Genomic DNA, 21721 nt, shown 5'->3' with positions numbered 1-21721 from the left:
AAGGATGAGCACATCAAGATTTGGGCCTCTTCTGTTCCTTTCTCGGAAATCCATCAATTCAAAGGAGTGACCGTGGGAAAGCTCGATGGCAAGGTCGCGGTGATCACCGGTGGATCCACCGGTCTAGCACTGGCCGGGGCCAAGCTGTTCGTCGAGGAAGGAGCGTATGTCTTCATCCAGGCCCGGCGGCAGGAAGCGCTGGACGACGCCGTCAAGCTGATCGGCCGTAACGTCACTGCCGTCCAGGGTGACGCGTCCGATCTGGACGACCTGGAGCGCTTGTACGACACCGTCAAGCGGGAGAAGGGCTCGATCGACGTGCTGTGGGCCAGCGCCGGGTTCGGTGAACCTGCCGTCCTCGGCGAGATCACGGAGGAACAGTTCGAACGCTCCTTCTCGCTCAACGCGCGCGGCACCCTGTTCACCGTGCAGAAGGCCCTGCCGCTGATCAACGACAACGGCTCGATCCTCATGACCGGTTCCAACGCCTCCCTCGGCGCCTTCCCTGGCTGGAGCCTCTACGCCGGCAGCAAAGCCGTCCAGCAGGCCTGAGCCCGCGTCTGGCTCAACGAGCTGCGCGACCGCAAGATCCGGGTGAACGTCCTGACCCCCGGCCAGGTCGGCACCGCCAAGCAGGAAGAGCTGTTCGACGAGGGCCGCGTTCGAGTCCCTCATCCCCCGCGGAACGATGGGCCGTCCCGAAGAGATCGCCACCATCGCCCTCTTCCTCGCCTCCAACGACTCCAGCTACGTCAACGGCCTGGAGCTGGTCGCCGACGGCGGCACCACCGCCATCTGAACCACACCACCTGATCCACACACGAACGAGTCAGAGCGGCGCCTGGAGAACAGGGCGCCTTGAGAACAGGAAGAGAGCACAGCTCATGAGCAGCATCACCTTCATCGGTGCGGGGAACATGGCCCGCACGATCGGCACGCGCGCGGTGGCGGGCGGCAACACCGTCGAGATCATGGCACGCGATCAGTCCAAGGCCGATGCCCTGGCCAAGGTTCTGGGCGGTGGCACCACGACAGGTAAGTGGGGTGCCGTCCCGGCCGGGGACATCGTCATCACGGCCGTGTTGTACGCCGGTGTCGTCTCGGCCGTCGCCGAGTACGGAGACGCCCTCGCGGGCAAGATCATCATCGACATCAGCAACCCCTTCAACGCCGCGTTCGACGGCCTGGCCCACAGCGAGCCGACATCGATCGCGCAGGAGGTCGCCAAGGTGGCCCCGGCCAGCGCCAGCGTGTTCAAGGCCTTCAACACCATCTTCCGTGGCGTCCTGGAGAACGGCCGGCCCGACGTCTTCTTCGCCGGCGACGACCCGCAGGCCAAGGCAGACGTGGCGACATTTATCGAGAGCCTCGGACTGCGCCCGCTGGATGTCGGCGGCCTGAAGATGGCGCACTGGCTGGAAGGAGCGGGAGTGCTCACGGTAGGCCTCGCGGGCAACGGGATCGGCCACGGGAACTTCGCCCTGGGCGTCAACGAGTTCACGGGCTGACCTCCTGGGATTGGCCAAACAGCCGGCAAACAGGTTGACGGACCACGGGCTCATCGACGTCAGACATTAATAGTAGCGAAGGAATTCGCCCGAGGAGGCTCATCGCAATGCAGCTCGGTTTTGTGATTCCTGTTGTCGGGCCCTCCGTCAGCGACGCCCCTGCCCTGAGCGCTTTCGTCCGCGGGCTCGAGGACCTTGGCTACGACACCCTGTGGATCGGTGATTGCCTGGTCACGCCGGTTGATGTGGGCAGCGGCTATCTGGCCCGAGGGCCGCAGATGGCCCGCTCTTCGATCCGGTGCTGCTGTTGACCGTCGCTGCGGCGGCGACCAGCCGGGTGCGTCTGAACACCAGCACGCTCAGCACGTTCTACTACGAGCCGCCGCACCTGGCCCGGCAGCTGACCACGCTCGACGTGCTCAGCGGCGGACGCCTCGGCGTCGGAGTCGGGGTGGGGTGGATGAAGCAGGAGTACGACGCGGCTCGCAACGCGGACTGGCAGCGGCGCGGCAAGATGCTTGACGACACGCTGGCGTTCCTGCAGGCGTGGTGGACGACCAGTCCCGTGTCCTGGGACAGCGAGTTCTTCACCATGCCACAGGTCCACGCCGACCTCCGGCCGGTCCAGGCGGGCGGGCCGCCCATCTGGATCGGCGGTGCCAGCGAGGCCGCGATGCGCCGAGTCGGCCGCAGCGGGGTCGGATGGCTCGGGGTCGAGGGGCCGGCACCCGCCGCGTCGATCAGCAGTCAGGACGAGGGCGCCGACCACCTGTGGTCGATCGCGCGTCGAGCGGCGGAAGACGCCGGCCGCGATCCCGACGCACTGAAGACGGCCATGCGGATCAACCTCGAGCCGGGCACGTCCGTCGACTCGGTCGCGGACCAGCTGAAGCGGTACGCCGACTCCGGTGCTGACGAGGGGTACTTCGATGCCTTCGCGATGTTCACCAGCCTTGACCAGCTGCTCGACTTCGCCGGCCAGGTGATCGAGCGTACCGGCCGGTTGTGACCACCTAAGAAACAACCACCCAGAAACGATCACCCACGAAAGAGAGCACTCACCATGAGCAGCATCAGTTTCATCGGCCTCGGGGGCATGGCCCACGCCATCGCCTCCCGCGCGGTCACAGGCGGGCACTCCGTCGAGCTCATCGGCCGCGACCCGGCCAAGGCCAAGGGCCTGGCCGCCGAACTCGGCGCCGGGGCCACGGCGGGGACCTTCGGCACCGTCCCTGTGGGCGACCTCGTCGTCCTCGCCGTGCCGTACACCAGCGCCGTGCCGGTCGTCGCCTGGTACGGGGAGGCACTGGCCGGCAAGGTCATCATCGACATCTCCAACACCTTCAACGCCGACGCCACCGGGCTGCTCACTCCTGAGGGCACGTCCGGTGCGCAGGAGATCGCCAAGGCGGCCCCGGCGAGCGCGCACGTCGTGAAGGCGTTCAACACCGTCTTCGGCCATGTCCTGGTCCAGGAGCGTCCGTTGGACGTGTTCTTCGCCGGAGACGACGCGGTCGCCAAGGCGAGCGTGTCGGCGTTCATCGAGACCCTCGGACTGCGTCCCCTCGACGTCGGCGGCCTGGAGATGGCCCGCTGGCTGGAAGGGGTCGGGCCGCTGCTGATGGGCCTGGCCCGCAACGGCGCGGGCACTTTTGACGTCGCCCTCAGCGTCGACTTCCCCGGCTGAGCGCACCCCTGCTAGTAGCCCGCGGCGCTCCCGCCGCGGATTCTCACGGAGGAGTTATCGTGCGTCTGATATGGCAGCTCTTGGCGGTTGTGGCGGTCTGGATCCTCGGCAATCTGGGCACCGCAGCGGTGAAGGACAAGCCCTGGCTGGCGCTCGTCGCCGGCCTGTTGACGGCCGTCGTCGCGGTCGTGGTCTACGGCCGGGTGGTGCGGCGAACCGAGCACCGGGCCCCCGTCGAGGTGTCGCTGAAGGGAGCAGGTGCCGGGATTAGCTGGGGCACGCTGCTCGGCATCGCGCTGTTCGGGGCAGTCATCGCGAACATCGCCTTTTTCGGTAACTATACGATCAACGGCCTGGGCACACCGTCGAGCGCCGTCGCCCTGCTCGGGATCATGGCGGGTGCCGCCGTGACCGAGGAGCTGGTCTTCCGCGGTGTCCTGTTCGGGAACGTCGAGCACTGGACCGGAACCTGGATCGCGCTCGTGCTGACCGGCTCGCTGTTCGGCCTGATCCACCTGCTCAACGCGACCGCTACCCTGTGGGGCGCCATCGCTATCGCCATCGAGGCAGGCGGGATGCTGACCGCCGCGTACGTCGCCACCCGCAAGCTGTGGGTGCCGATCGGTCTGCACTTCGGCTGGAATATTGCCGCGAGCGCCATCTTCAGCACCAAGGTGTCCGGCAGCAACACCCCGCAGGGCCTGCTGGACGCGACGATGTCGGGTCCCGCGCTGGTCACGGGCGGCGACTTCGGGCCGGAGGGCAGTATGTACGCCGTCGTGTTCGGCGTGGTGGCCACCGTCGTGTTCATGTGGCTGGCACACCGGCGTGGTCATGTGGTCCCCGTCCGTCGCTCGGCCCGGGCGGACGTGGCCGCTAGGCTCACCAGTTGATCGAACCCCCGCCGTCGCGCACGTCGTGAAGGCGTTCAACACCGTCTTCGGCCGCCATGGCGCGGGGAGCTTCAACTTCACCCTCGGCGTCAACACTTCTGCCTGAGCGCGCCCGCACCATTACTTCTCCCCCACATCAATCATAAGGACCAGTAGCATGCGCGTTTTTGTCACTGGCGGGACCGGCCATACCGGTTCGTACATCGTCCCCGAGCTCATCGCCGCCGGGCACGAGGTCACCGGCCTGGCCCGATCGGAGGCGGCCGCGGCGGCATTGTCCGCGCTCGGTGCGAAGGTGCGCCGCGGCGACCTCCAGGATCTCGACGGGCTCAAGGAGGCGGCGGCAGACTCCGACGGCGTCATCCATGTCGCGCACAGACAAGACCTGCTTCCGTCCGGCGGAGTCGCCGCCGTGGCCGCCGCGGAGCTCCCAATCATGCTCGCGTACGGCGAGGCACTCGCGGGAACCGGAAAGCCGCTGGTCGCAGCGGGGAGCATTGGCTCGCCCGGGCAGGGATTCCTGGGCCGGATGGCCACCGAGGAGGACCCGGCCCTTCCCAGCGGCGATGAGCACAAGGGCACCCTGCGGGCCCGTAACGTCGTGGAAACCACCGTAATCGGCCTCGCTGAGCGAGGGGTGCGATCTTCGATCGTGCGGCTCGCCAACATCGCGCACAGCACGACCGACCGTTCCGGCTTCCTCCCCACGCTGATCGCCCTGGCGAAAGAGAAGGGCTTCGCCGGCTACCCCGGAGACGGCGCGAACCTGTGGAACGCCGTGCACGCCCGCGACGCCGCCTCCTTGTTACGCCTCGCGTTGGAGAAGGGTGACGCTGGCAAGTACTGGCACGCAGTGGGGGACGGCGGCATCCCGTTCCGCGAGATCGCCGAGGCCGTTGGCAGCCGCCTGGGCCTGCCCGCCGTGAGCGTGCCCTTGGACGAACTGATGCTGCCGGGATACTTCGGGTTCCTCGCGAACGTGGTCACGCAGAGCTACCCGGCGTCCAACCTCATCACCCGCCGGACCCTCGGCTGGGAACCCGCTCAGCCCGGCCTGCTCGCCGATTTGGACAACGGCCATTACTTCCCGTCAACTGACGGCCCCGCGATCTGAGGGCACACCAAACCCAGGGCCCCGGCAAAGTCGTTGGCCACCAGTCCTGGCAGTGCGGGGCCGCGAGGTCCGCGACCAACACGGGACCACCGCTGATCGCGTCGACGGACGGGCCCTCCCCCAGGGTGAGGGTCAGCTCCTCCAGGTCGGAGGCCACCAGGTCACTGGCACCCAGGACCTCCCGTGGGCTGTCGCGCAGGCACACCGCGACGGCTGCGCAGTCGACACCGGTCACCGCCACCGACACGCCGCAGAGGTGCTCGACCGCGACGGTCGCACCCCGCCCTCGGCCACGGCCACGGCCACGGCCACGGCCACGGCCACGGCCACGGCCAGGGCCTGCGCTCGGTGCTCACCGACACGCCGCAAAGGATACGACCGGGCAGGTTCTGTCGGACTCAGCCGGCCCTGGCGGGTCCGTCGAACTGAACAAGGCCCAGCGGTGCGGTGTCGGGATCTGACCCCGTTGAAAAGCTCGTTTATGATTCACTCCATCAAATAGTTGACGGACAGCCGCCGGGTAGCTGACCGCGGCACGGCATTTGGCCAGTCGAGGCGACCCGTCGAGTAGCTGCAGGTAAGTCAACCCGCGCGATGTCGCCACCCCAATCACAGCCATAGAGGTGCATCGTGGCGAGGGCGGCGTGTCTAGGTTGTCGCGACCCCTTGTTCTTGCGATACGTCGTGCACGATGGTGACCGGGCAGGCCGCGTGGTGCAGGACGGCGTGGCTGACCGAGCCGAGGCGGCGACCATGAAGCCCGCCGCGTCCGCGGGCCCCGAGTACGACAAGTTGGGCGCGGTCGCTGGCGGCGACGAGCGCGTGTGCCGCTCGGCCGGTCGCCAGTTGCCGCTGCACGACCACCTGCGGGTACTTTTGCGACCAGCCCGCCAGTGCTTCGGTCAGGACCTGGTCCTGCTCGACGTATTCGGACCCAGAGTCGCCCATGGCCATCGAACCGTGGTCGGTGATGTTCGATTCACGCCGAGTATGCAGAGCCCGCAGATCAACACTGCGAAGCGCGGCCTCGTGGAAGGCGAAACCGATAGCGGCGTGGTTGCTTGGCGAGCCGTCCACACCGACCAGGACCTCACCTCCGGTCGTCGGCGTCCCACGTGTGATCAGGACAGGGCAGGCGGCGTGCGCGGCCACCGTCACCGCGACCGAACCGAGCAGCAACTCGGGAAAGCCGCCCCGACCGCGGTGTCCGAGAACGAGGAGATCCGCGTCGGCTGACTCGCGGATCAGGACGGTGGTCGGGTTCCCGGCCAGCACCTCGCCGGTCACCGGCACCTCGTCGGTGTTTGCTCGGTCGATGGCGGCTCGGATGGCCCGCTGCGGGTCCGACAGAACTCCGCCGGCCAGTTCGCCGGCCGGGTCGTTGTGCGCCCAGGCGGGGTGATCGGCCCATGGGTCGCAGTAGACGATGCGTACCGGACGTCCGCGTAGCGCGGCCTCACGGACCGCGAGGTCAACCGCGGCGAGGCTGCAGTCAGACCCGTCGACTCCGACAAGGATGGGTGGGCCGGTCATGGTTTACCTCCGGTGGGCGCTGATGAATGTTCGGTGGGCCCTGTACCGCGGGGGTGGGATGGGCGGTGAGGCATCCCGGTCATGAGTGCTTGGCGACGGTGAGCAGCACCGCGGCGTCTTCGAGCGCTTCCAGCGTGTGCAGGCGATCCGGCACGATCAGCAGGTCGCCAGGTGCGCCGTCCCAGGACATTTCGCCAGCGCCGAGCCGGACCCGGCCGTGCAGGACGTGGACCGTGGCCTCGCCTGGGTTCTCGTGTTCGCTGAGCATCTGGCCGGCGGTCAGCGCGATCACCGTCTGGCGGAGTTGGTGCTCGTGGCCGCCGTGAACGGTGGAGCTGCTACGGCCACTGGAGGCGCTGTGCGCGAGCTTGAGCTGTTGGCGGGCCAGTGCGGTCAGGGAGAATTTCTGCATGACACATCCTGAAAGTCTCGTCGTGCGGGTTCTCGTGAACCGCTCGGCCAGCTCAGGTCGACTCCGAGGATTCCGAAATGGGCCTACCAACCTCCGCTGGTGGTGGCGGGGTCGAGTGGATGCGGCGGTCGAGGCGGATGGCGGCGTAGCCCAGGACGGACACGGCCGTCACGATCAGCAGGTCGGTTGCGGTGACCGGTTCGGTGCCGAGCAGCTGACGCAGCGGCGGAGCGTAGATGGCGGCGAGTTGCAGCAGTAGAGCAGCGCCGACCGCAGCGAACAGCATGGGGTTGGCGGCTGTGCCGGGGCGGGCGCGTGATCCCAGGGCCACGGCGAGTTGGGTGAGGCCCAGAGCGAGGAACGTCAAGGTCTGCCATGGCCGGTCGGTGGTGTGCGCCCACACGCCGACGCCGATCGTAACGGCGGCGATGACCGCCGCGACACGCAGGACGCGTTGCCACAGGCCGGCACCGAGGACGGTTTCGGCCGGCGGGCGTGGGGGCTGGCGCATGGCGTCGGGGTCGGCGGGTTCGCTGCCCATTGCCAGGCCGGGCAGGCCGTGGGTGAGCAGGTTGATCCAGAGGATCTGGGCTGGGAGCAGCGGCAGGGGCAGGCCGATGAACGGCCCGACCAGCATCACGGCGATCTCGGCGGCGCCGCCGGAGAGGGCGTAGAGCAGGAACCGGCGGATGTTGGCATAGACGCGGCGGCCCTCCTGGGCGGCGGCAACGACGGTGGCGAGTTCGTCGTCGGCGAGGACCAGGTCGGCGGCTTGGCGGGCGACTTCGGTGCCGCGCTTGCCCATGGCTACGCCGATGTCGGCGCGGTGCAGTGCTGGGCCGTCGTTGACGCCGTCGCCGGTCATCGCGACGACTTCACCGGCGGCACGCAGGGAGTCGATGATGGCGACCTTCTGCTGCGGGGTGGCGCGGGCGAAGACCCGTACGCCGCGGGTGGCTGCCGGGCCGGGATCGGTGGTACGACAGTCGACCGCGGTCTCGCCGGCGTCGATGATGTGCAGTTCGGTAGCGATCGCGGTGGCGGTGGCGGGGTGGTCGCCAGTGATGAGGACCGGGGTGATGCCAGCGTCGCGGCACGCGACGATGGTGGCCGCGGCGGACGCGCGCGGCGGATCGAGGATCGCCACGAGGCCCAGTAGTCGCAGGCCGTGCTCGTAGCCTGCCGCGTCGCCGGGCACGGTGTCGCGTTCGGCCCGGGCCACGGCGAGGACACGGTAGCCCTCTCGGGCGAGCGTGTCGGCTCGGTAGGTGGCCTGACGCAGCACGTCGGGGTGGTCGGTGAGGATCGCCGGTTGCAGCAGCGATTCCGGGGCCCCCTTGCAGTTGATCTGGATGCGTCCGTGGGCAAGTTGGTGTGCGGTGCTCATCCGTTTGCGGTCGCTGTCGAACGGCGCCTCACCGTGCCGGGGCGACGCCTGGTGCAGCGCGTCGACGTCGATGCCGAGCTTGCCGCCGGCGGTCAGCAGCGCTGCCTCGGTGGGATCACCGACGGCCATCCAGTCGTCGTTGTCGGGGCTGGGCGCGCGCAGCGACGCATCGCTGCAGAGCACGGCCGCCCTCAACAACTCCACGAGGTCGGGAGCCTGGTCGCCGACCTGGCCGGCGCCGACATTTTCGCCGTCTCGGTGGATCTGCCCGTCCGGGGCGAAGCCGGACCCGGTGACCGACGCGTCCCCATGTGGGGTCCACATCTGCCGTACGACCATGGTGCCTTCGGTGAGGGTGCCGGTTTTGTCGGTGGCCAGGATCGTTACCGATCCGAGGGTTTCCACTGCCGGCAGCCTGCGGATCACGGCGTGGCGGGCGGTCATCCGGCGTGCGCCCAGGGCCAGGCTGAGGGTGACCACGGCCGGCAGTGACTCCGGTACGGCGGCCACCACCAGGCTGATCGCGGTGACGATCATCAGTTGCAGCGGTTGTCCACGCAGCAGGCCGAGGGCCAGGACCAGCCCGCAGAGCAGCAGCGCGCCGAAAGCGAGCTGGCGGCCCACACCGGCCAGGCGACGCTGCAGGGGCGTCAGGCCGGGGCTGGTGACCATCATGGCGGCGATGCGGCCCATCGCGCTGGCCGAGCCGGTCGCGGTGATGACGGCGCGTCCGCGGCCCCGGACGACGACCGTGCCGGCCGACACGACCGCTGAAGAAGCCGAGTCCGCGCCGGTGGCGGCGAGGGATTTGTCGACGGGGGCGGATTCTCCGGTCAGCGCCGCTTCGTCGACGAGCAGTGCGACCGACTCCACGAGGCGGGCGTCGGCGGGCACGACGTCGCCTTCGGCCAGGATCAGCAGATCGTCCGTGACGAGGTCTGCGGCAGGAACTTCGCGTTGCTTGCCATCGCGGACCACCCGGGCAGCCGGGGCGGACAGGGCGGACAGGGCAGTGATGGCCCGCTCCGCCTTGATCTCCTGAAGCACGCCGACGGTGGTGTTGACGGTGATGACCAGCAGGATGACGGCCGCGTCGGTGAAATCGGCAGTCGCCAGGGTAAACCCTGCCGCGGCGAGCAGGACCAGCACCAGCGGGTCGCGCAACTGGGTGGCGATCCTTCGCCACAGCGGTGTGGGTTGCGGCGTCGGCAGCACGTTGCCACCAACGCGGGCCAGCCGCGCCGCGGCGTCGCCCGACGACAGACCACCGGCATCGGCCAAGGCGGGGTGCAGGTCGCCGTTCGGCGGGGGCTCCGAGCCCACATCCGGTGGGGCCTGCGTCTTCGATACGCTCATTGTGGTTCTCCGCCTTGTTGGATCGTGGTCACCGCCTCGCGGGGGCCGATGGTGTGCGACGGCTGGTCAGGCCCGTTCGATGACCTGTTCGGCGGGGAGCCGTGGGGTGTGCGCAGGAGCGGTGCCGGCCGGATCCGAGGTGCTGAGGCGCAGCACCAGTTGCGGGTGGCCGAGGTCGGCCAGCAAACGCCGCAGGTGTTCGCGGGTGACGGCCACTTCGATCGTGGCGCTCAACGGCAGGACGGAAACTCCGAGTTCGGTGGCGGTGAGCCAGGCGGCGGAGAGTGCCTCCCCGGCACGAAGCCAGTCGAGCTGGCCGTCCTCGAGTCCGTAGAGGATCGCGAAGGTGGCCACGTTCTCGTGCGCCTCGGAGATGGGCAGGTCGCCGTGGTGGCCGAAGTCGCGGCCGGGCACCGTTGCCTGCGGGGCGCGGTCCGGGATGGCCGCGTCCGGGACACCACTGCCCAGGGGCCGGGTGCCACCGGTCCAATAGGTGAGCTCCGACTGCCAGGCGGCCTCGCCGGATTCGGTACGTTGAGCGCAGTCGGCGGCGGCGGCGGCCAGGTCGTACACCTGGTCGGGTTGGAGCAGGTGCAGCCCGGCGCCGGCGGATTCGACGGCCGCGACGATGGAGCGCAGCTTGTCGGCGGCGACCGGGGTGCTCACGACGGGCCTGCGGTCGGTGTGCCGCAGAGCGATGGTTTGCCGGTGGCGTATCGCTGCCGGAGTGACCGGGATGCGGTGGTCTAGGCGAAGCTGTGCGAGGTGGTCGGGGTGTGCGGGGTTCGGCATGCGGGCGATGAGCGTGTGCCAACCGGCGGCGGCGAGGCTGACCAGTGCGTGGTGCAGCGCGGCGCCGCAGCTCAGGATGGCGAGGCGGGAGTCGGGGTCGGTGATCTCGAGGCCCCGGCTGTGATCGAGGTAGAGGTCCAGCTCGTTGCTGGTCAGCCGCCAGCGCCAGGGTTGGGTGTTGTGGATCGACGGGGCGTGGCCCGCCAAGGTCGCGGCGGCGGACAGTGCCCGCACCTCGGCGCGGGTGTCGGCGGCTCGGATGGAAGCGTCGGTGCTCATGGTGGGATCTCCTCCTGCACTGCGAGCGTCTGGCCGATCAGGGCGTGTGCGGCCAGGTCCAGTCGCGGATCTCGGGCAGGTCCTCGCCGTTACGCCGCACGTAGGCGCGGTGCTCGGCGCGCTTGTCGACCATCTCCTGGCGCAGGACGGCTGCCTTGCGGCCAAGGCCGGGGACCCGATCGATGACGTCCATGACGAGGTGGAAACGATCCATGTCGTTGACGACGAGCATGTCGAACGGCGTGGTGGTGGTGCCTTCCTCCTTGTAGCCGCGCACGTGCATGTTCTGGTGGTTGGTGCGCCGGTAGGTCAACCGGTGGATCAGCCACGGGTAGCCGTGGTAGGCGACGATGATCGGCCGGTCGGTGGTAAAGATCGCGTCGAACTCGGGATCCGACAGCCCGTGCGGGTGTTCGGAGTCAGGCTGTAGGCGCATCAGGTCGACGACATTGACCACCCGCACCTTGAGCTCGGGCAGGTGCCGTCGCAGCAGGTCGGTCGCGGCGAGGATCTCGTAGGTCGGTACGTCCCCGGCGGCGGCGAGAACCACGTCGGGGTCGCCGTCGTCGTTGCCCGCCCAGTCCCAGATGCCGAGGCCACGGCCGCAGTGCAGGACGGCGTCGTCCATGTCCAGCCAGGTCGGAGCGGGCTGCTTCCCGGCGACGATGACGTTGACGTAGTCGCGGCTGCGCAGGCAGTGGTCGGCCACCGAGAGCAGGGTGTTGGCGTCCGGCGGCAGGTAGACCCGCACGACTTCGGCTTTCTTGTTGACGACGTGGTCGATGAACCCGGGATCCTGGTGGGAGGTGCCGTTGTGGTCCTGCCGCCAGACGTGCGAGGTGAGCAGATAGTTCAGCGACGGGACGGGGTTGCGCCAGCCGAGGTGCCGGGTGGTCTTGAGCCACTTGGCGTGCTGGTTGAACATCGAGTCCACGATGTGGATGAACGCCTCGTAGCAGGAGAACAACCCGTGCCGGCCGGTCAGCAGATACCCCTCCAGCCAGCCCTGGCAGGTGGTCTCGGAGAGGATCTCCATCACCCGGCCGTGGCGGTCCAGGTGTTGGTCCACCTCGTCGATGCGGGCCTGCCACGCCTTGCCCGTGGTGTCGAGGACCGCGCCCAGCCGGTTCGACTCGGTCTCGTCCGGACCGATGACCCGGAAGTTGCGGTATTCGGCGTTCGCGGTGAGCACGTCACGGAGCCAGCCGCCCAGCACCCGGGTCGCCTCGGCGGTCTCGCCCGCCTTGACCGCGTGGTCGCGAAAGTCGGGCAGCTCCAGGTCGCGGGGGTAGCGGCCGCCGTTGGTGTGGGGGTTCGCCGACATCCGCAGGTCACCGGCCGGCAGCCAGTCCACGACCTCCGCCCGGGGAGCGCCGGCGTCGTCGAACAGCTCCGCCGGCCGGTAGGAAAGCATCCACTCCCTCAGGGCATCCAGGTGCGCCGCGTCGTCGCGGGCCGCGGTGAGCGGGACCTGGTGGGCGCGCCAGGTCCCCTCCACCTGCACGCCGTCCACCACCTTGGGACCGGTCCACCCCTTGGGGGTACGCAGCACGATCATCGGCCACCGCGGACGCTCCGTGGCACCGTCCGCGCGGGCGGCCCGCTGGATCTCGGCGATCTCGTCGAAGACCGTGTCCAGGGTGGCCGCGAGCAGTTGGTGCACGGTGGCGGGGTCGTCGCCGGAGACGAGGTACGGCTGGTGCCCGTACCCGACCAACAGCGCGCACAGCTCGTCGTCGCCGACCCGGGCCAGCACCGTCGGGTTGGCGATCTTGTATCCGTTGAGGTGCAGGATCGGCAGCACCGCCCCGTCACCGACCGGGTCGAGGAACTTGTTGGAGTGCCACGACGCCGCGAGAGGTCCGGTCTCGGCCTCGCCGTCCCCGATCACGCACGCCACCACGAGGTCGGGGTTGTCCAGGGCCGCTCCGTACGCGTGCGAGAGCGAATAGCCGAGCTCGCCGCCCTCGTGGATCGACCCGGGCGTCTCCGGCGCGACGTGCGACGGAATGCCACCGGGAAACGAGAACTGGGTGAACAACCGACCCATCCCGGACGCGTCCTGCGAAATCCTCGGGTAGACCTCGGAGTAGGTGCCCTCCAACCAGGTGTTCGCGACCAGGCCGGGGCCACCGTGGCCCGGACCGGTCACATAGATGACCTCCCGGGACCGGGCCGCGACGATCCGCGACAGGTGCGCGTAGAGCAGGTTCAGACCGGGCGTCGTGCCCCAGTGTCCGAGCAACCGCGGCTTGACGTGCTCCGGCAGCAGCGGCTCCCGCAGCAGCGGGTTCCCCATCAGATAGATCTGACCGACGGACAGGTAGTTCGCGGCCCGCCAGTACGCGTCGAGGCGGTCGAGTTCGTCCGTGCCCAGCGGCGCGGCCTCGGCGATCTGGAAGGTCGTGGCGTCCAGCTCAGGTGGGGTGCTGGTCACGGTCATCGGGGTATCGCCTTTCCGGCTTGGAGCGTCATGCGACGCGGTGGCGCGGCGGGGGGACGAGTCGCGACGAGTCGACGGCACGCCCGGGGGGGGGCAGCCTCAGGAGGCGGGCACCGCACGGACCGCGCCGTTGACCGGCGGGGTGGCGTCCACGACGGGGCCGCGCGACCCCGGAACGACGCCCGCCGCACCGGCCTCCCGGGCGAGGAAGGCACCGAGCTCACCGATCGTGCTCATCAGCGGCGCCGGGAACACCACGGTGGTGTTCTTGTCCACCCCGAGCTCGACCAGGCTCTGCAGGTTACGCAGCTGCAACGCCAGGGGGTGGGCCATCATGATGTCCGCGGCGGCGCCGAGCGCGTCCGCGGCGAGCGCTTCGCCCTCAGCCGCGATGATCTTCGCGCGCTTCTCGCGCTCCGCCTCGGCCTGACGGGCCATGGCGCGCTTCATGCTCTCCGGCAGCTGGATGTCCTTCAGCTCGACGATGGTGACCTCGACACCCCAGTCCTCGGTGGCCACGTCCAGGATCGTCTTGATGTCGACGTTGATCCGGTCGGTCTCGGACAGCGTCTCGTCGAGGGTGTGCTGCCCGACGACCTTGCGCAGGGTGGTCTGCGCGATCTGGTTGATCGCGGCGCCGACGTTCTCGATCGCGACGACGGACTTCACCGCGTCGACGACCCGGAAGTACGCGACCGCGGAGACGTCGACGCTGACGTTGTCCCTGGTGATGATGCCCTGCGACTGGATCGGCATGGTGATGATCCGCAGGCTGACGCGTTTCAGCACGTCGATGAACGGGATGATCACGGTCAGGCCCGCGCGGCGGACCCCGATGACCCTGCCGAGCCGGAACAGCACACCCTGCTCGTACTGCTTGACCACCTTCAACGCCAGCGACAACAGGAACAGAACCAGTACCAGGACGACGACGAGCCACACGTACGACATGACAGGTTCCTGACTTCGGCCGTAGCCGGATCTTCGTGCCCGAGAGACAGTGCCCAGCGAGATACGCACCCGATCGCTGCGGAGGCGAAGAACGTCGACGTGCCCGCAACGGCCAACTACCGGCCACCGGGGTCCAGGGCGACAACCTGACCATACGCCTGTTGGCGGCCTCCGTCGTCCCGCGCGCTCCGCGGCGCTGATCGACAACGCCGACCACGCGCATGGCGCGTACGGTGAGGTCGTCACTCGGGACCCCGGTGGCCCCCTTCCGCTCGCCCCGGCAGGGACGCGGTCGTCGAGCCGACCCTCTGCTGACGGCCTCGGCCCGGTACCGCTCGCACCCGGCCGAGCGCCACCGGCTCGCGCACGACGCGTCCCGCCGTATCCGCGCACTCCGCCCCGCCGACCGCCGCATCGCGCCGCTCCCGCCCCGCACTGCCTGTCCTCGACACCTGAAGGACGCCACGATGACCGCACGGACACCGGCCGCCCCGAGCGACACCGTCCCCTCGGCCGACGGCACCGGATCGGGCGGTCGGCCCGCCGGCGGTGAGGTGGACGCGCGGGAGCCGCTCGTCGAGTTGTTCCGTGACCTGCGCACCTCACCGCACGGGCTGGCCGGCCGCGAGGCCGCCCGCCGGCTGGTCGTGTACGGGCCGAACGGGCTGGCCCGGCGTACCGGTAGGCGCTGGCCGGCCGAGTTGCTCTCCCAGTTCACCTAGCCGCTGGCGATCCTGCTGACGCTTGCCGCCGTCCTGGCCTGGGCCGGCGGCACACCGGCGCTGGCGGTCTTCGGCACCGCAGCGCTCAGTCTCGGCCAGCTGGCAGTCATCGCCCCGTTCCCGTTTCTGGTCTGGGGAGCCGACGAGGTCGCCCGGTGGGTGCTCCGGCGGCGAGACATCGCTCGGTGCGACGCCGTCGACAACCTGCCGGACCCGACCCCGGCCGGTCTGCCCGCCCCGATCACGGCGAGGTGAACGTGCCTCCGGTCATAGCTCTTTGGCGAGCGTGGTCAGCATTCCCTCGACGATCGGCTGTGCCCGGCGCACGCAGTCACAGTTCACGCCGTGAGTGTCCCGGTGCCAGGCGATGAGGTACTGCAGGGCGAGCTGGTTGACCTGGTAGTCGTGCTCGGCCTTGACCCGGTCGGTGTCGGCCTGCCGGTTCTGGCTGAGCAGGATCAGCGGGGCCGCGTACGCAGCTTGGGTGGAGAAGAGCAGGTTGAGCAGGATGAACGGGTAAGGGTCCCAGCGGTACAGGACGGCGATGATGTTCACCGCGATCCAGACGGTGACGATGCCGGTCTGGATGATGATGAAGCGCCAGGAACCGAACACCGCGGTCACTGAATCGGCCAGGCGCTGCCCAGCGTTGCGGTGGTCGTGCCGGTACTGGTTGACGGGATGCCGGTGGTGTGCCGAGGCCATCGTGGCCGCCTCCCTTCCTGAGGGGACGCGTCGTGGGACGCAGGGACCCGGCGGGTGGGTGCCCGACCGTGGTCGGTCGACGATCCGGTCCGGGCCAGCAACTACGGCGTCGTCATGCCGGTGCCGCGACATCGGCGCTGGCGCTCCGCGGCAGGATGGAGAACCGAACTCGGATCGAATCAGCCGGGACGGGGCGGCCGTCGACAGCCCGGAACTCGGTGTTGTGCGTCGGGCGGGCCACCCGCAGCTCCGCCGGGCGAACACGTCAGCGAAGACGGTCAGAGCCACCGGGGTCCGGGGCGGCGCCCTGACCTTACGCGCGGCACGCCGCAGCCGACACCCACCCACCTCGGGAGATCGCCCGTACCGATCAGTGCACAACCCCCGGCGCCTTTTCCACCGACTGGGCGTAGAGTGAGGGCGTCGCTCGGGCCCCCGGTGGCTGACCGCCCACCGTCGTCGATCCGCCCAGGAGCTGACCGGTCCCCCACTGCCGCCGACAACGCCACACGCGTGGTGGAGCATGTCGCGGCCTGTGGATCGCCTTCCTGGCAACCGGAACCACCCATGGTCTCTTCAGGCTGTGGGCCCGTAGTTGAGCAGCGAGGGAATGTGAGTGCGATGGCCTACATCGCCAAGGACCACAACGGCGCGGCGCGCGTCGCCGTACCAACCGCCAGGCTGGCGCAACCGGCGACCGATGTCGCTGGGCACCTGCCCGGGCCGGGTGAACCGGTCGGTCCGGCACCCACCGCGGCACACCGCGGAGCGACCCCACCCGCCGGGACGGGAGTCGGTCCGCAGTTGAGCGCACCGGTCCGTTACCTGCTGGCGGGGATCCGTCTCGCGCTGGGCTGGATCTTCCTCTGGGCCTTCCTGGACAAGATGTTCGGCCTGGGACACGAGACGACCGCGGCGAGGTCCTGGGTCAACGGCGGCAGCCCGACCAAGGGGTTCCTGGGGTCGGCGGCCACCGGCCCGTTCACCGGCTTCTACCACTCGATCGCTGGCGGCTGGCTGACGGACCTGCTGTTCATGGGGGCGCTGCTCGCGGTTGGTGTCGCGTTGGTTTTCGGGGTCGCGATGCGACTGGCCGCCGGGGCCGGCGCGCTGCTCACCGTCATGATGTGGACCGTGGTCCTGCCGCCGGCCAGCAATCCGTTCATGGACGACCACCTCGTCTACGCCGCCGTGCTGGTCGTCCTCGCCCTCCTGGGCGCCGGCCACACCCTGGGCCTGGGCGCGCGGTGGGCCGAGATCCCATTGGTACGACGATCCGCATGGCTGAGGTAGGACCGGCCGATGCCGGCGACTCGAGAGGCCGGGAGGACGACGACATGGTGAACCAGGTCGAGGAACACGACCGGCGCATCGTCGTCGGCGTTGACGGATCGGCGGGGTCCAGAACGGCACTGCGCTGGGCGATGAGCCAGGGCCGGTTGACCGGCGCGAAGGTCGAAGCCGTCAGCGCGTGGCAGGGCCCGCCCGTGTACGGGTTCGCGTACGGGTGGTCGCCGTCGGTGTTCGAGGACGTCGACCTCGCCGCCATCACCGGAAAGATGCTCGCGGAGGCGGTCGAGGACGAGGCCGCCGGGCGGCCACCGGCGGAGATTCTAACCCGGGTCGTGCACGGCCATCCGTCCCAGGCGCTACTCGAAGCCGCCCACGGGGCGCAGATGCTGGTGGTGGGCAGCCGAGGGCACGGCGCGTTCGCCGGGATGCTGCTCGGATCGGTCAGCCAGCACTGCGTTCAGCACGCACCCTGCCCGGTCGTGGTGGTCCCGTCGACCGACCCCGAGCGGAACGAGATCGGGAGTCGGCGATGACCGCCGCCGGGTACGGCTTGACCGGAGGGCGCGACGACGTCGTCCCTCGAACTGCCACCGTGCCAAGCCGATTCGAGGTTCTCGTCGCGGCGGGGCACGGCGACCGGGCGCGCGCCGTGCTGGGGGGCGCGGCACGCTGATCCGGAGACGGTCACGGCCCGACCGGTGTATCCGGTCGGGCCGTGACCCGGTGAGGAATTGCAGGCTGACGTTGCTGCCAGACCTGGTCCGTGACCGCGGGGCAGCAGTCGGGACGTCAGACGCGGCTGAGCACGACCTTCAGCGCTCCGGTCCGTCCGGCGTCGCTGAACGTGTCGTAGGCCCGGATGATGTCGTCCAGGCCGAAACGGTGGGTGACGAAGCGCGCCGCGTCGACCCGGCCGGCGGCGAGCAGGCGCAGCAGGGTCGACGTCGAAGAGGTGTCGACCAACCCCGTGGTGATCGTCAGGTCCCGCGACCAGAGCCGCTCCAGGTGCAGGGTGACCGGTCTGCCGTGTACGCCGATGTTGGCGACCCGCCCCGCCGGCCGCACCAACTCCACTGCCAGCTCGAAGGTCGCCGGCACTCCGACGGCCTCGATCGCGACGTCGGCGCCGAGCCCTCCGGTGAGGTCCCGCACCGCCGCGATCGGATCCTGCTCGGCGTTGTTGACGAGCACGTCGGCACCGAACTGTTTCGCTGCGTCGAGCCGGCCCGGCAACCGGTCGATCGCGACGATCAGACTGGGACTGAACAACCGGGCCCCGCTGATCGCCGACAGCCCGATCGGCCCCGCGCCCACCACGACGACGACGTCGCCCGGTTGGACGTTGCCGTTGAGGACGCCGACCTCGTAGCCGGTGGGCAGAATGTCGGCCAGCATCAGCAACTGCTCGTCACTCACCCCCTCCGGCACCGGATAGGTCGAGTTGTCCGCGAAAGGAACACGCACGTACTCCGCCTGGGTCCCGTCGATCTCGTTGCCCAGGATCCATCCGCCGTCGGTGCACTGGCCGTAGCGGCGGTCTCGGCAGAACCGGCAGGCGCCGCACGCGCTGACGCACGACACCAGCACCCGATCGCCGACCGCGGTGGTCCGGACCGCGGCACCGACCTGGGTGATGGTGCCGACCGCCTCATGTCCGATGATCCGACCGTCCACCATCGCCGGCACATCACCCTTGAGGATGTGCAGATCCGTCCCGCAGATCGTGGTCGTGTCGACCCGCACGATCGCGTCGCTGTCAGTGGCGAGCTCGGGGAGAGCGACGTCCTCCCATGCCTTCGCGCCTGGTCCGTGATAGACGAGTGCCTTCATCGTGAACTCCAAGGTCCGTCGAGCGGCGGAAGTGGGCAGCCACCGGGGACCAGAGCGACAGCTTCACGGTACGCGCCGTGCGCCTGCGGCGGGCTCCCTGTTCCACCGCGTCGGGTGCCCGACCCCCGGGCGGCGTTGTGCTCGGACGGCCTCGTCGGCCACGGTGCCACGGGGGGCCTGGCCTGGCTCCGGGCTTGACCGCCGGCGTACGCTGACGGTAGTTCCAGCCGCCCTGGTCCCTGGTGGTGCCCCGTAGCCGCAGGCACACCTCCAGGAGCGTCGGATGTCGGTTCCGCCGAACGTCGTCATGCCGGGCCCGGAAACAGTCAGTGATCTTGTGAAGCGGATCGGCGACCGCGACCGGGCCGCCTTCGGTCGCTTCTACCGCCGGCTCGTCCGCGCCGTGTTCACCCAGCTGTCGGACAGTCTGGACAGTCCGGCGCTCGCGGTGGCCGTGACCCGGGCGGTCTTCGTGGAGGTGTGGCGGCTCGCGCCGGGGCACGCCTCGCACCACCTCGACGGACTCGCGTGGGTGAACGCCATTGCCGCTCGCCATGTCGCAGACAGGATTGCGGAGTTCGAGCAGCACCGACGCCGGAGCGCTACCGGCGTCGACGACACGCTCGGTCGCGGATTCGTTCTCACTGTCGGGAAGGAACCGTTGGCACGGGCTGGAACGCCGATCCGGCCGCCTCACCGGACCGGTCCGGCACCTGCGTCCTGAACCGCGGACGCACCTGCGACCAGATGGTGGGGCAGACGGTGCCGGGCCCCGTCGGTGGTCTTGTCGGGACGGGCGTGGTCCGATGATACCCGTCGGTCTTCGCGCGGTACGGCGTGCCGATGAGTCCCGAACGCAGGCTCCGGTTGTGGGACCTGGTCGTCGCCGAGGCGCGTGGCGCCGTCGTTGCGGTGGAGCATGTCTGCGCGGTGTCGGTGACGGTGACCGGTGCCGACTCCGCCGCGGTCGCGGTATCACTGCGTAGCACCCCGCGGGAGGTGCTGTGGGCCAGTGACCCGGTCGCTTCTCGCGTGGCGGAGCTGACCGTGACCTTCGGGGAGGGGCCGTCCGTCGATGCGACCAGTGGCGTCCCCGCCCTGGTCGGGGACCTGACGGCACCGTACTGCCAGGCCCGCTGGCCGGCGTTCGCGCCGGCCGCCGTGGCCGGCGGGGTCCGTGCGGTGTTCGCGCTGCCGCTGCAGATAGGCGGCATCCGTCTCGGTGTGTTGGATCTCTACCGCGCGCGTGCCGGGGACCTCGACGGTGAGCAGTTGGCCGATGCTCTGGTCCTGGCTGACACCGTGTGCGCGGTGCTCCTCGACGGGCCGGCCCAGTCCCGCCCGGACCAGGACGGGCGTTGGCCCGCGCAGCCGGAACTGCGGCATCCCGAGGTGCATCAGGCCACCGGGATGGTCACCGTCCAGATGGGGGTGTCGGTGGACGTGGCGCTCGTCCGCCTTCGGGCCTACGCGTACGCACACGACCGAAGCCTGCGGGACGTGGCGGGCGACGTGGTCGGCCGACGCCTGCGCTTCGAGCCCGAACCAGCAGCGGAGCGGGACTCGTGACGAGCGGGGACGGTGGAGCCGTTCACGTACCAGCCGCCCTCCTGTCCGGTATCGCCGACGTACCGGTGGGTCTATGGTGTGGCTGAAGGTGGGTGACATGGCCGAGAGCCAGTTGACGGACGTGTTCGTGGAGATGGCCGACACGCTCGTCGGTGACTTCGACGTGCTCGAGTTCCTGTACGTGCTGACGGAGCGGTGCGTCGAGCTGCTGGGTGTCTCGGCGGCCGGGTTGCTGCTGACCGACCAGCAGGATTCGCTGCAGCTGGTCGCCGCCTCCTCCGAGCGGACCAGGCTGCTGGAGCTGTTCCAGCTGCAGACCGACCAGGGCCCCTGCGTCGACTGCTTCCGCACCGGCCGACCGGTGTCGGTGACCGACCTGCCCGCCGCGCAGCGGTGGCCGAGGTTCTCCGCCGCCGCGGCCGAGGTGGGGTTCGCCGCGGTACACGCCCTGCCCATGCGGCTGCGCACCGAGGTGATCGGCGCGCTGAACCTGTTCGACGTCCAGCCAGGTGCCCTGGACGACGGCAAGCTGCGCATCGGCCAGGCGCTCGCCGACGTGGCGACCATCGGGCTGCTTCAGCACCGCGCCATCCGCCGCGGCGACATCCTCACCGAGCAACTGCAGACCGCGCTCAACAGCCGGGTCCTGATCGAACAGGCCAAGGGCGTCCTCGCCGAACGCCTCCAGGTCGACGTGAGCGACGCCTTCGCCCTGCTGCGCGACGGTGCCCGCAGACACAACCGCCGGTTGTCGGAGCTGGCTCAGGCAGTCGTCGACGGCACCGAGCAACTCGTCCCGAACGTGGTCCCCCACCCTCGCGGCTGATCACCAGCCCCAGGCGGACGCGGCTGAAGGAAGAGACCTCCACCGTCGATCGTCAGCCGCGCCCACTCGGACGACGAATCGTGTGGCAGCACACGGCCCCGTTGGCGCCGGCTCCATCGGCAGAGGACACCGGCTGCCGACACCACGATGCACGCCGATCACCCACATCGCGGTCCGACGCAGCAGGGCGTACGATGAGGTTGTCGCTCAGGTCCCCGGTGGCGAAGAGCCCAGAGCCGTCGAGTGCCCCTCCGTTGCCAGCAGGGGCGTCCACCGAGTCGACCTCTATCACGCAGCATGTCGCGCTATCGCTACGGCAGCACCGCGCTCCCGATCACCGGGGCCGCACGGCCGTTGATCCCGGCAGGCAACGCGTCAGCCGTCGGCACGACCTACTTCTTCGGCTGGGACCGAACCGTCC

The 21721-nt window shown here is 69.6% G+C and carries 22 protein-coding genes; 14 read left to right on the top strand and 8 right to left on the bottom strand.

The features are described from left to right. Positions 1 to 72: 72 nt before the first annotated feature. The 8 genes from ACGFI2_RS18300 to ACGFI2_RS18265 all read left to right on the top strand — a co-directional run bounded on the left by ACGFI2_RS18300 (position 73) and on the right by ACGFI2_RS18265 (position 5202). A complete protein-coding gene (locus ACGFI2_RS18300) occupies positions 73 to 552 on the top strand; it encodes an SDR family NAD(P)-dependent oxidoreductase (RefSeq protein ID WP_393518099.1) in 480 nt (159 codons plus the stop codon). A gap of 136 nt (positions 553 to 688) precedes the next feature. Further along, entirely contained in the window at positions 689 to 799 is a 111-nt protein-coding gene (locus tag ACGFI2_RS18295) for an SDR family oxidoreductase (RefSeq protein ID WP_393518097.1), read from the top strand. 85 nt (positions 800 to 884) lie between these two features. Then, a complete protein-coding gene (locus ACGFI2_RS18290) occupies positions 885 to 1508 on the top strand; it encodes an NADPH-dependent F420 reductase (RefSeq protein ID WP_393518095.1) in 624 nt (207 codons plus the stop codon). Between the two features lie 107 nt (positions 1509 to 1615). Then, the gene (locus tag ACGFI2_RS18285; RefSeq protein ID WP_393518092.1) at positions 1616 to 1819 is read left to right on the top strand and encodes a hypothetical protein; all 204 of its coding nucleotides are present in this window, start codon (positions 1616 to 1618) and stop codon (positions 1817 to 1819) included. After that, positions 1816 to 2517: a TIGR03619 family F420-dependent LLM class oxidoreductase gene (locus tag ACGFI2_RS18280; RefSeq protein ID WP_393518090.1), complete on the top strand. Its 702-nt coding sequence runs from the start codon at positions 1816 to 1818 to the stop codon at positions 2515 to 2517. The genes ACGFI2_RS18285 and ACGFI2_RS18280 overlap by 4 nt, the downstream gene beginning before the upstream one ends. Before the next feature lie 54 nt (positions 2518 to 2571). Next, on the top strand, positions 2572 to 3195 hold the full coding sequence (locus ACGFI2_RS18275) for an NADPH-dependent F420 reductase (RefSeq protein ID WP_393518087.1): 624 nt from the start codon (positions 2572 to 2574) through the stop codon (positions 3193 to 3195). Between the two features lie 59 nt (positions 3196 to 3254). Beyond that, on the top strand, positions 3255 to 4088 hold the full coding sequence (locus tag ACGFI2_RS18270) for a CPBP family intramembrane glutamic endopeptidase (protein WP_393518085.1): 834 nt from the start codon (positions 3255 to 3257) through the stop codon (positions 4086 to 4088). A 157-nt stretch (positions 4089 to 4245) separates the two neighbouring features. Continuing rightward, positions 4246 to 5202: an SDR family oxidoreductase gene (locus ACGFI2_RS18265; RefSeq protein ID WP_393518082.1), complete on the top strand. Its 957-nt coding sequence runs from the start codon at positions 4246 to 4248 to the stop codon at positions 5200 to 5202. A 648-nt stretch (positions 5203 to 5850) separates the two neighbouring features. Here the strand turns inward: ACGFI2_RS18265 and ACGFI2_RS18260 are convergent. The 6 genes from ACGFI2_RS18260 to ACGFI2_RS18235 all read right to left on the bottom strand — a co-directional run bounded on the left by ACGFI2_RS18260 (position 5851) and on the right by ACGFI2_RS18235 (position 14355). After that, positions 5851 to 6735, bottom strand: a complete 885-nt coding sequence (locus ACGFI2_RS18260) for a universal stress protein (protein WP_393518079.1) — start codon at positions 6733 to 6735, stop codon at positions 5851 to 5853. A 79-nt stretch (positions 6736 to 6814) separates the two neighbouring features. After that, entirely contained in the window at positions 6815 to 7147 is a 333-nt protein-coding gene (locus tag ACGFI2_RS18255) for a cupin domain-containing protein (RefSeq protein WP_393518076.1), read from the bottom strand. 52 nt (positions 7148 to 7199) lie between these two features. Then, entirely contained in the window at positions 7200 to 9890 is a 2691-nt protein-coding gene (locus ACGFI2_RS18250; protein WP_393518073.1) for a cation-translocating P-type ATPase, read from the bottom strand. 66 nt (positions 9891 to 9956) lie between these two features. Next, on the bottom strand, positions 9957 to 10961 hold the full coding sequence (locus tag ACGFI2_RS18245) for an Acg family FMN-binding oxidoreductase (protein ID WP_393518070.1): 1005 nt from the start codon (positions 10959 to 10961) through the stop codon (positions 9957 to 9959). Between the two features lie 37 nt (positions 10962 to 10998). Beyond that, entirely contained in the window at positions 10999 to 13404 is a 2406-nt protein-coding gene (locus ACGFI2_RS18240; RefSeq protein WP_393518067.1) for a phosphoketolase, read from the bottom strand. A gap of 99 nt (positions 13405 to 13503) precedes the next feature. Then, entirely contained in the window at positions 13504 to 14355 is an 852-nt protein-coding gene (locus ACGFI2_RS18235; RefSeq protein ID WP_393518064.1) for a slipin family protein, read from the bottom strand. A 467-nt stretch (positions 14356 to 14822) separates the two neighbouring features. On the opposite strand from ACGFI2_RS18235, the gene ACGFI2_RS18230 reads away from it, so the two are divergent. Further along, on the top strand, positions 14823 to 15077 hold the full coding sequence (locus ACGFI2_RS18230; RefSeq protein WP_393518061.1) for a cation-transporting P-type ATPase: 255 nt from the start codon (positions 14823 to 14825) through the stop codon (positions 15075 to 15077). Between the two features lie 267 nt (positions 15078 to 15344). On the opposite strand, the gene ACGFI2_RS18225 is transcribed toward ACGFI2_RS18230, so the two are convergent. Further along, entirely contained in the window at positions 15345 to 15782 is a 438-nt protein-coding gene (locus ACGFI2_RS18225) for a DUF1003 domain-containing protein (protein ID WP_393518058.1), read from the bottom strand. A gap of 804 nt (positions 15783 to 16586) precedes the next feature. Here ACGFI2_RS18225 and ACGFI2_RS18220 point away from each other — a divergent pair. Continuing rightward, positions 16587 to 17075, top strand: a complete 489-nt coding sequence (locus ACGFI2_RS18220; protein WP_393518056.1) for a hypothetical protein — start codon at positions 16587 to 16589, stop codon at positions 17073 to 17075. Continuing rightward, the gene (locus ACGFI2_RS18215) at positions 17063 to 17608 is read left to right on the top strand and encodes a universal stress protein (protein WP_393518054.1); all 546 of its coding nucleotides are present in this window, start codon (positions 17063 to 17065) and stop codon (positions 17606 to 17608) included. The genes ACGFI2_RS18220 and ACGFI2_RS18215 overlap by 13 nt, the downstream gene beginning before the upstream one ends. A 256-nt stretch (positions 17609 to 17864) precedes the next feature. Here ACGFI2_RS18215 and ACGFI2_RS18210 read toward each other — a convergent pair whose 3' ends face one another. Further along, positions 17865 to 18905, bottom strand: coding sequence for a zinc-dependent alcohol dehydrogenase family protein (locus ACGFI2_RS18210; RefSeq protein WP_393518052.1), 1041 nt, complete (start codon positions 18903 to 18905; stop codon positions 17865 to 17867). Positions 18906 to 19188: 283 nt separating this feature from the next. On the opposite strand from ACGFI2_RS18210, the gene ACGFI2_RS18205 reads away from it, so the two are divergent. The 3 genes from ACGFI2_RS18205 (at position 19189) to ACGFI2_RS18195 (ending at position 21300) form a co-directional block, all read left to right on the top strand. Next, on the top strand, positions 19189 to 19629 hold the full coding sequence (locus tag ACGFI2_RS18205; protein WP_393518050.1) for a hypothetical protein: 441 nt from the start codon (positions 19189 to 19191) through the stop codon (positions 19627 to 19629). A 119-nt stretch (positions 19630 to 19748) separates the two neighbouring features. Then, positions 19749 to 20474: a GAF and ANTAR domain-containing protein gene (locus ACGFI2_RS18200; RefSeq protein ID WP_393518047.1), complete on the top strand. Its 726-nt coding sequence runs from the start codon at positions 19749 to 19751 to the stop codon at positions 20472 to 20474. Positions 20475 to 20571: 97 nt separating this feature from the next. Beyond that, positions 20572 to 21300 (top strand): GAF and ANTAR domain-containing protein, encoded by a 729-nt coding sequence (locus ACGFI2_RS18195; protein ID WP_393518045.1) that lies wholly within the window; start codon positions 20572 to 20574, stop codon positions 21298 to 21300. Positions 21301 to 21721: the final 421 nt, after the last annotated feature.

Origin of the sequence: Micromonospora sp. NPDC049282 (assembly GCF_043197045.1) — a bacterium.
GTDB lineage: Bacteria > Actinomycetota > Actinomycetes > Mycobacteriales > Micromonosporaceae > Micromonospora.
The sequence above is the reverse complement of the archived record's forward strand: the minus strand, read 5'-3'. Positions and strand labels throughout refer to the sequence as shown.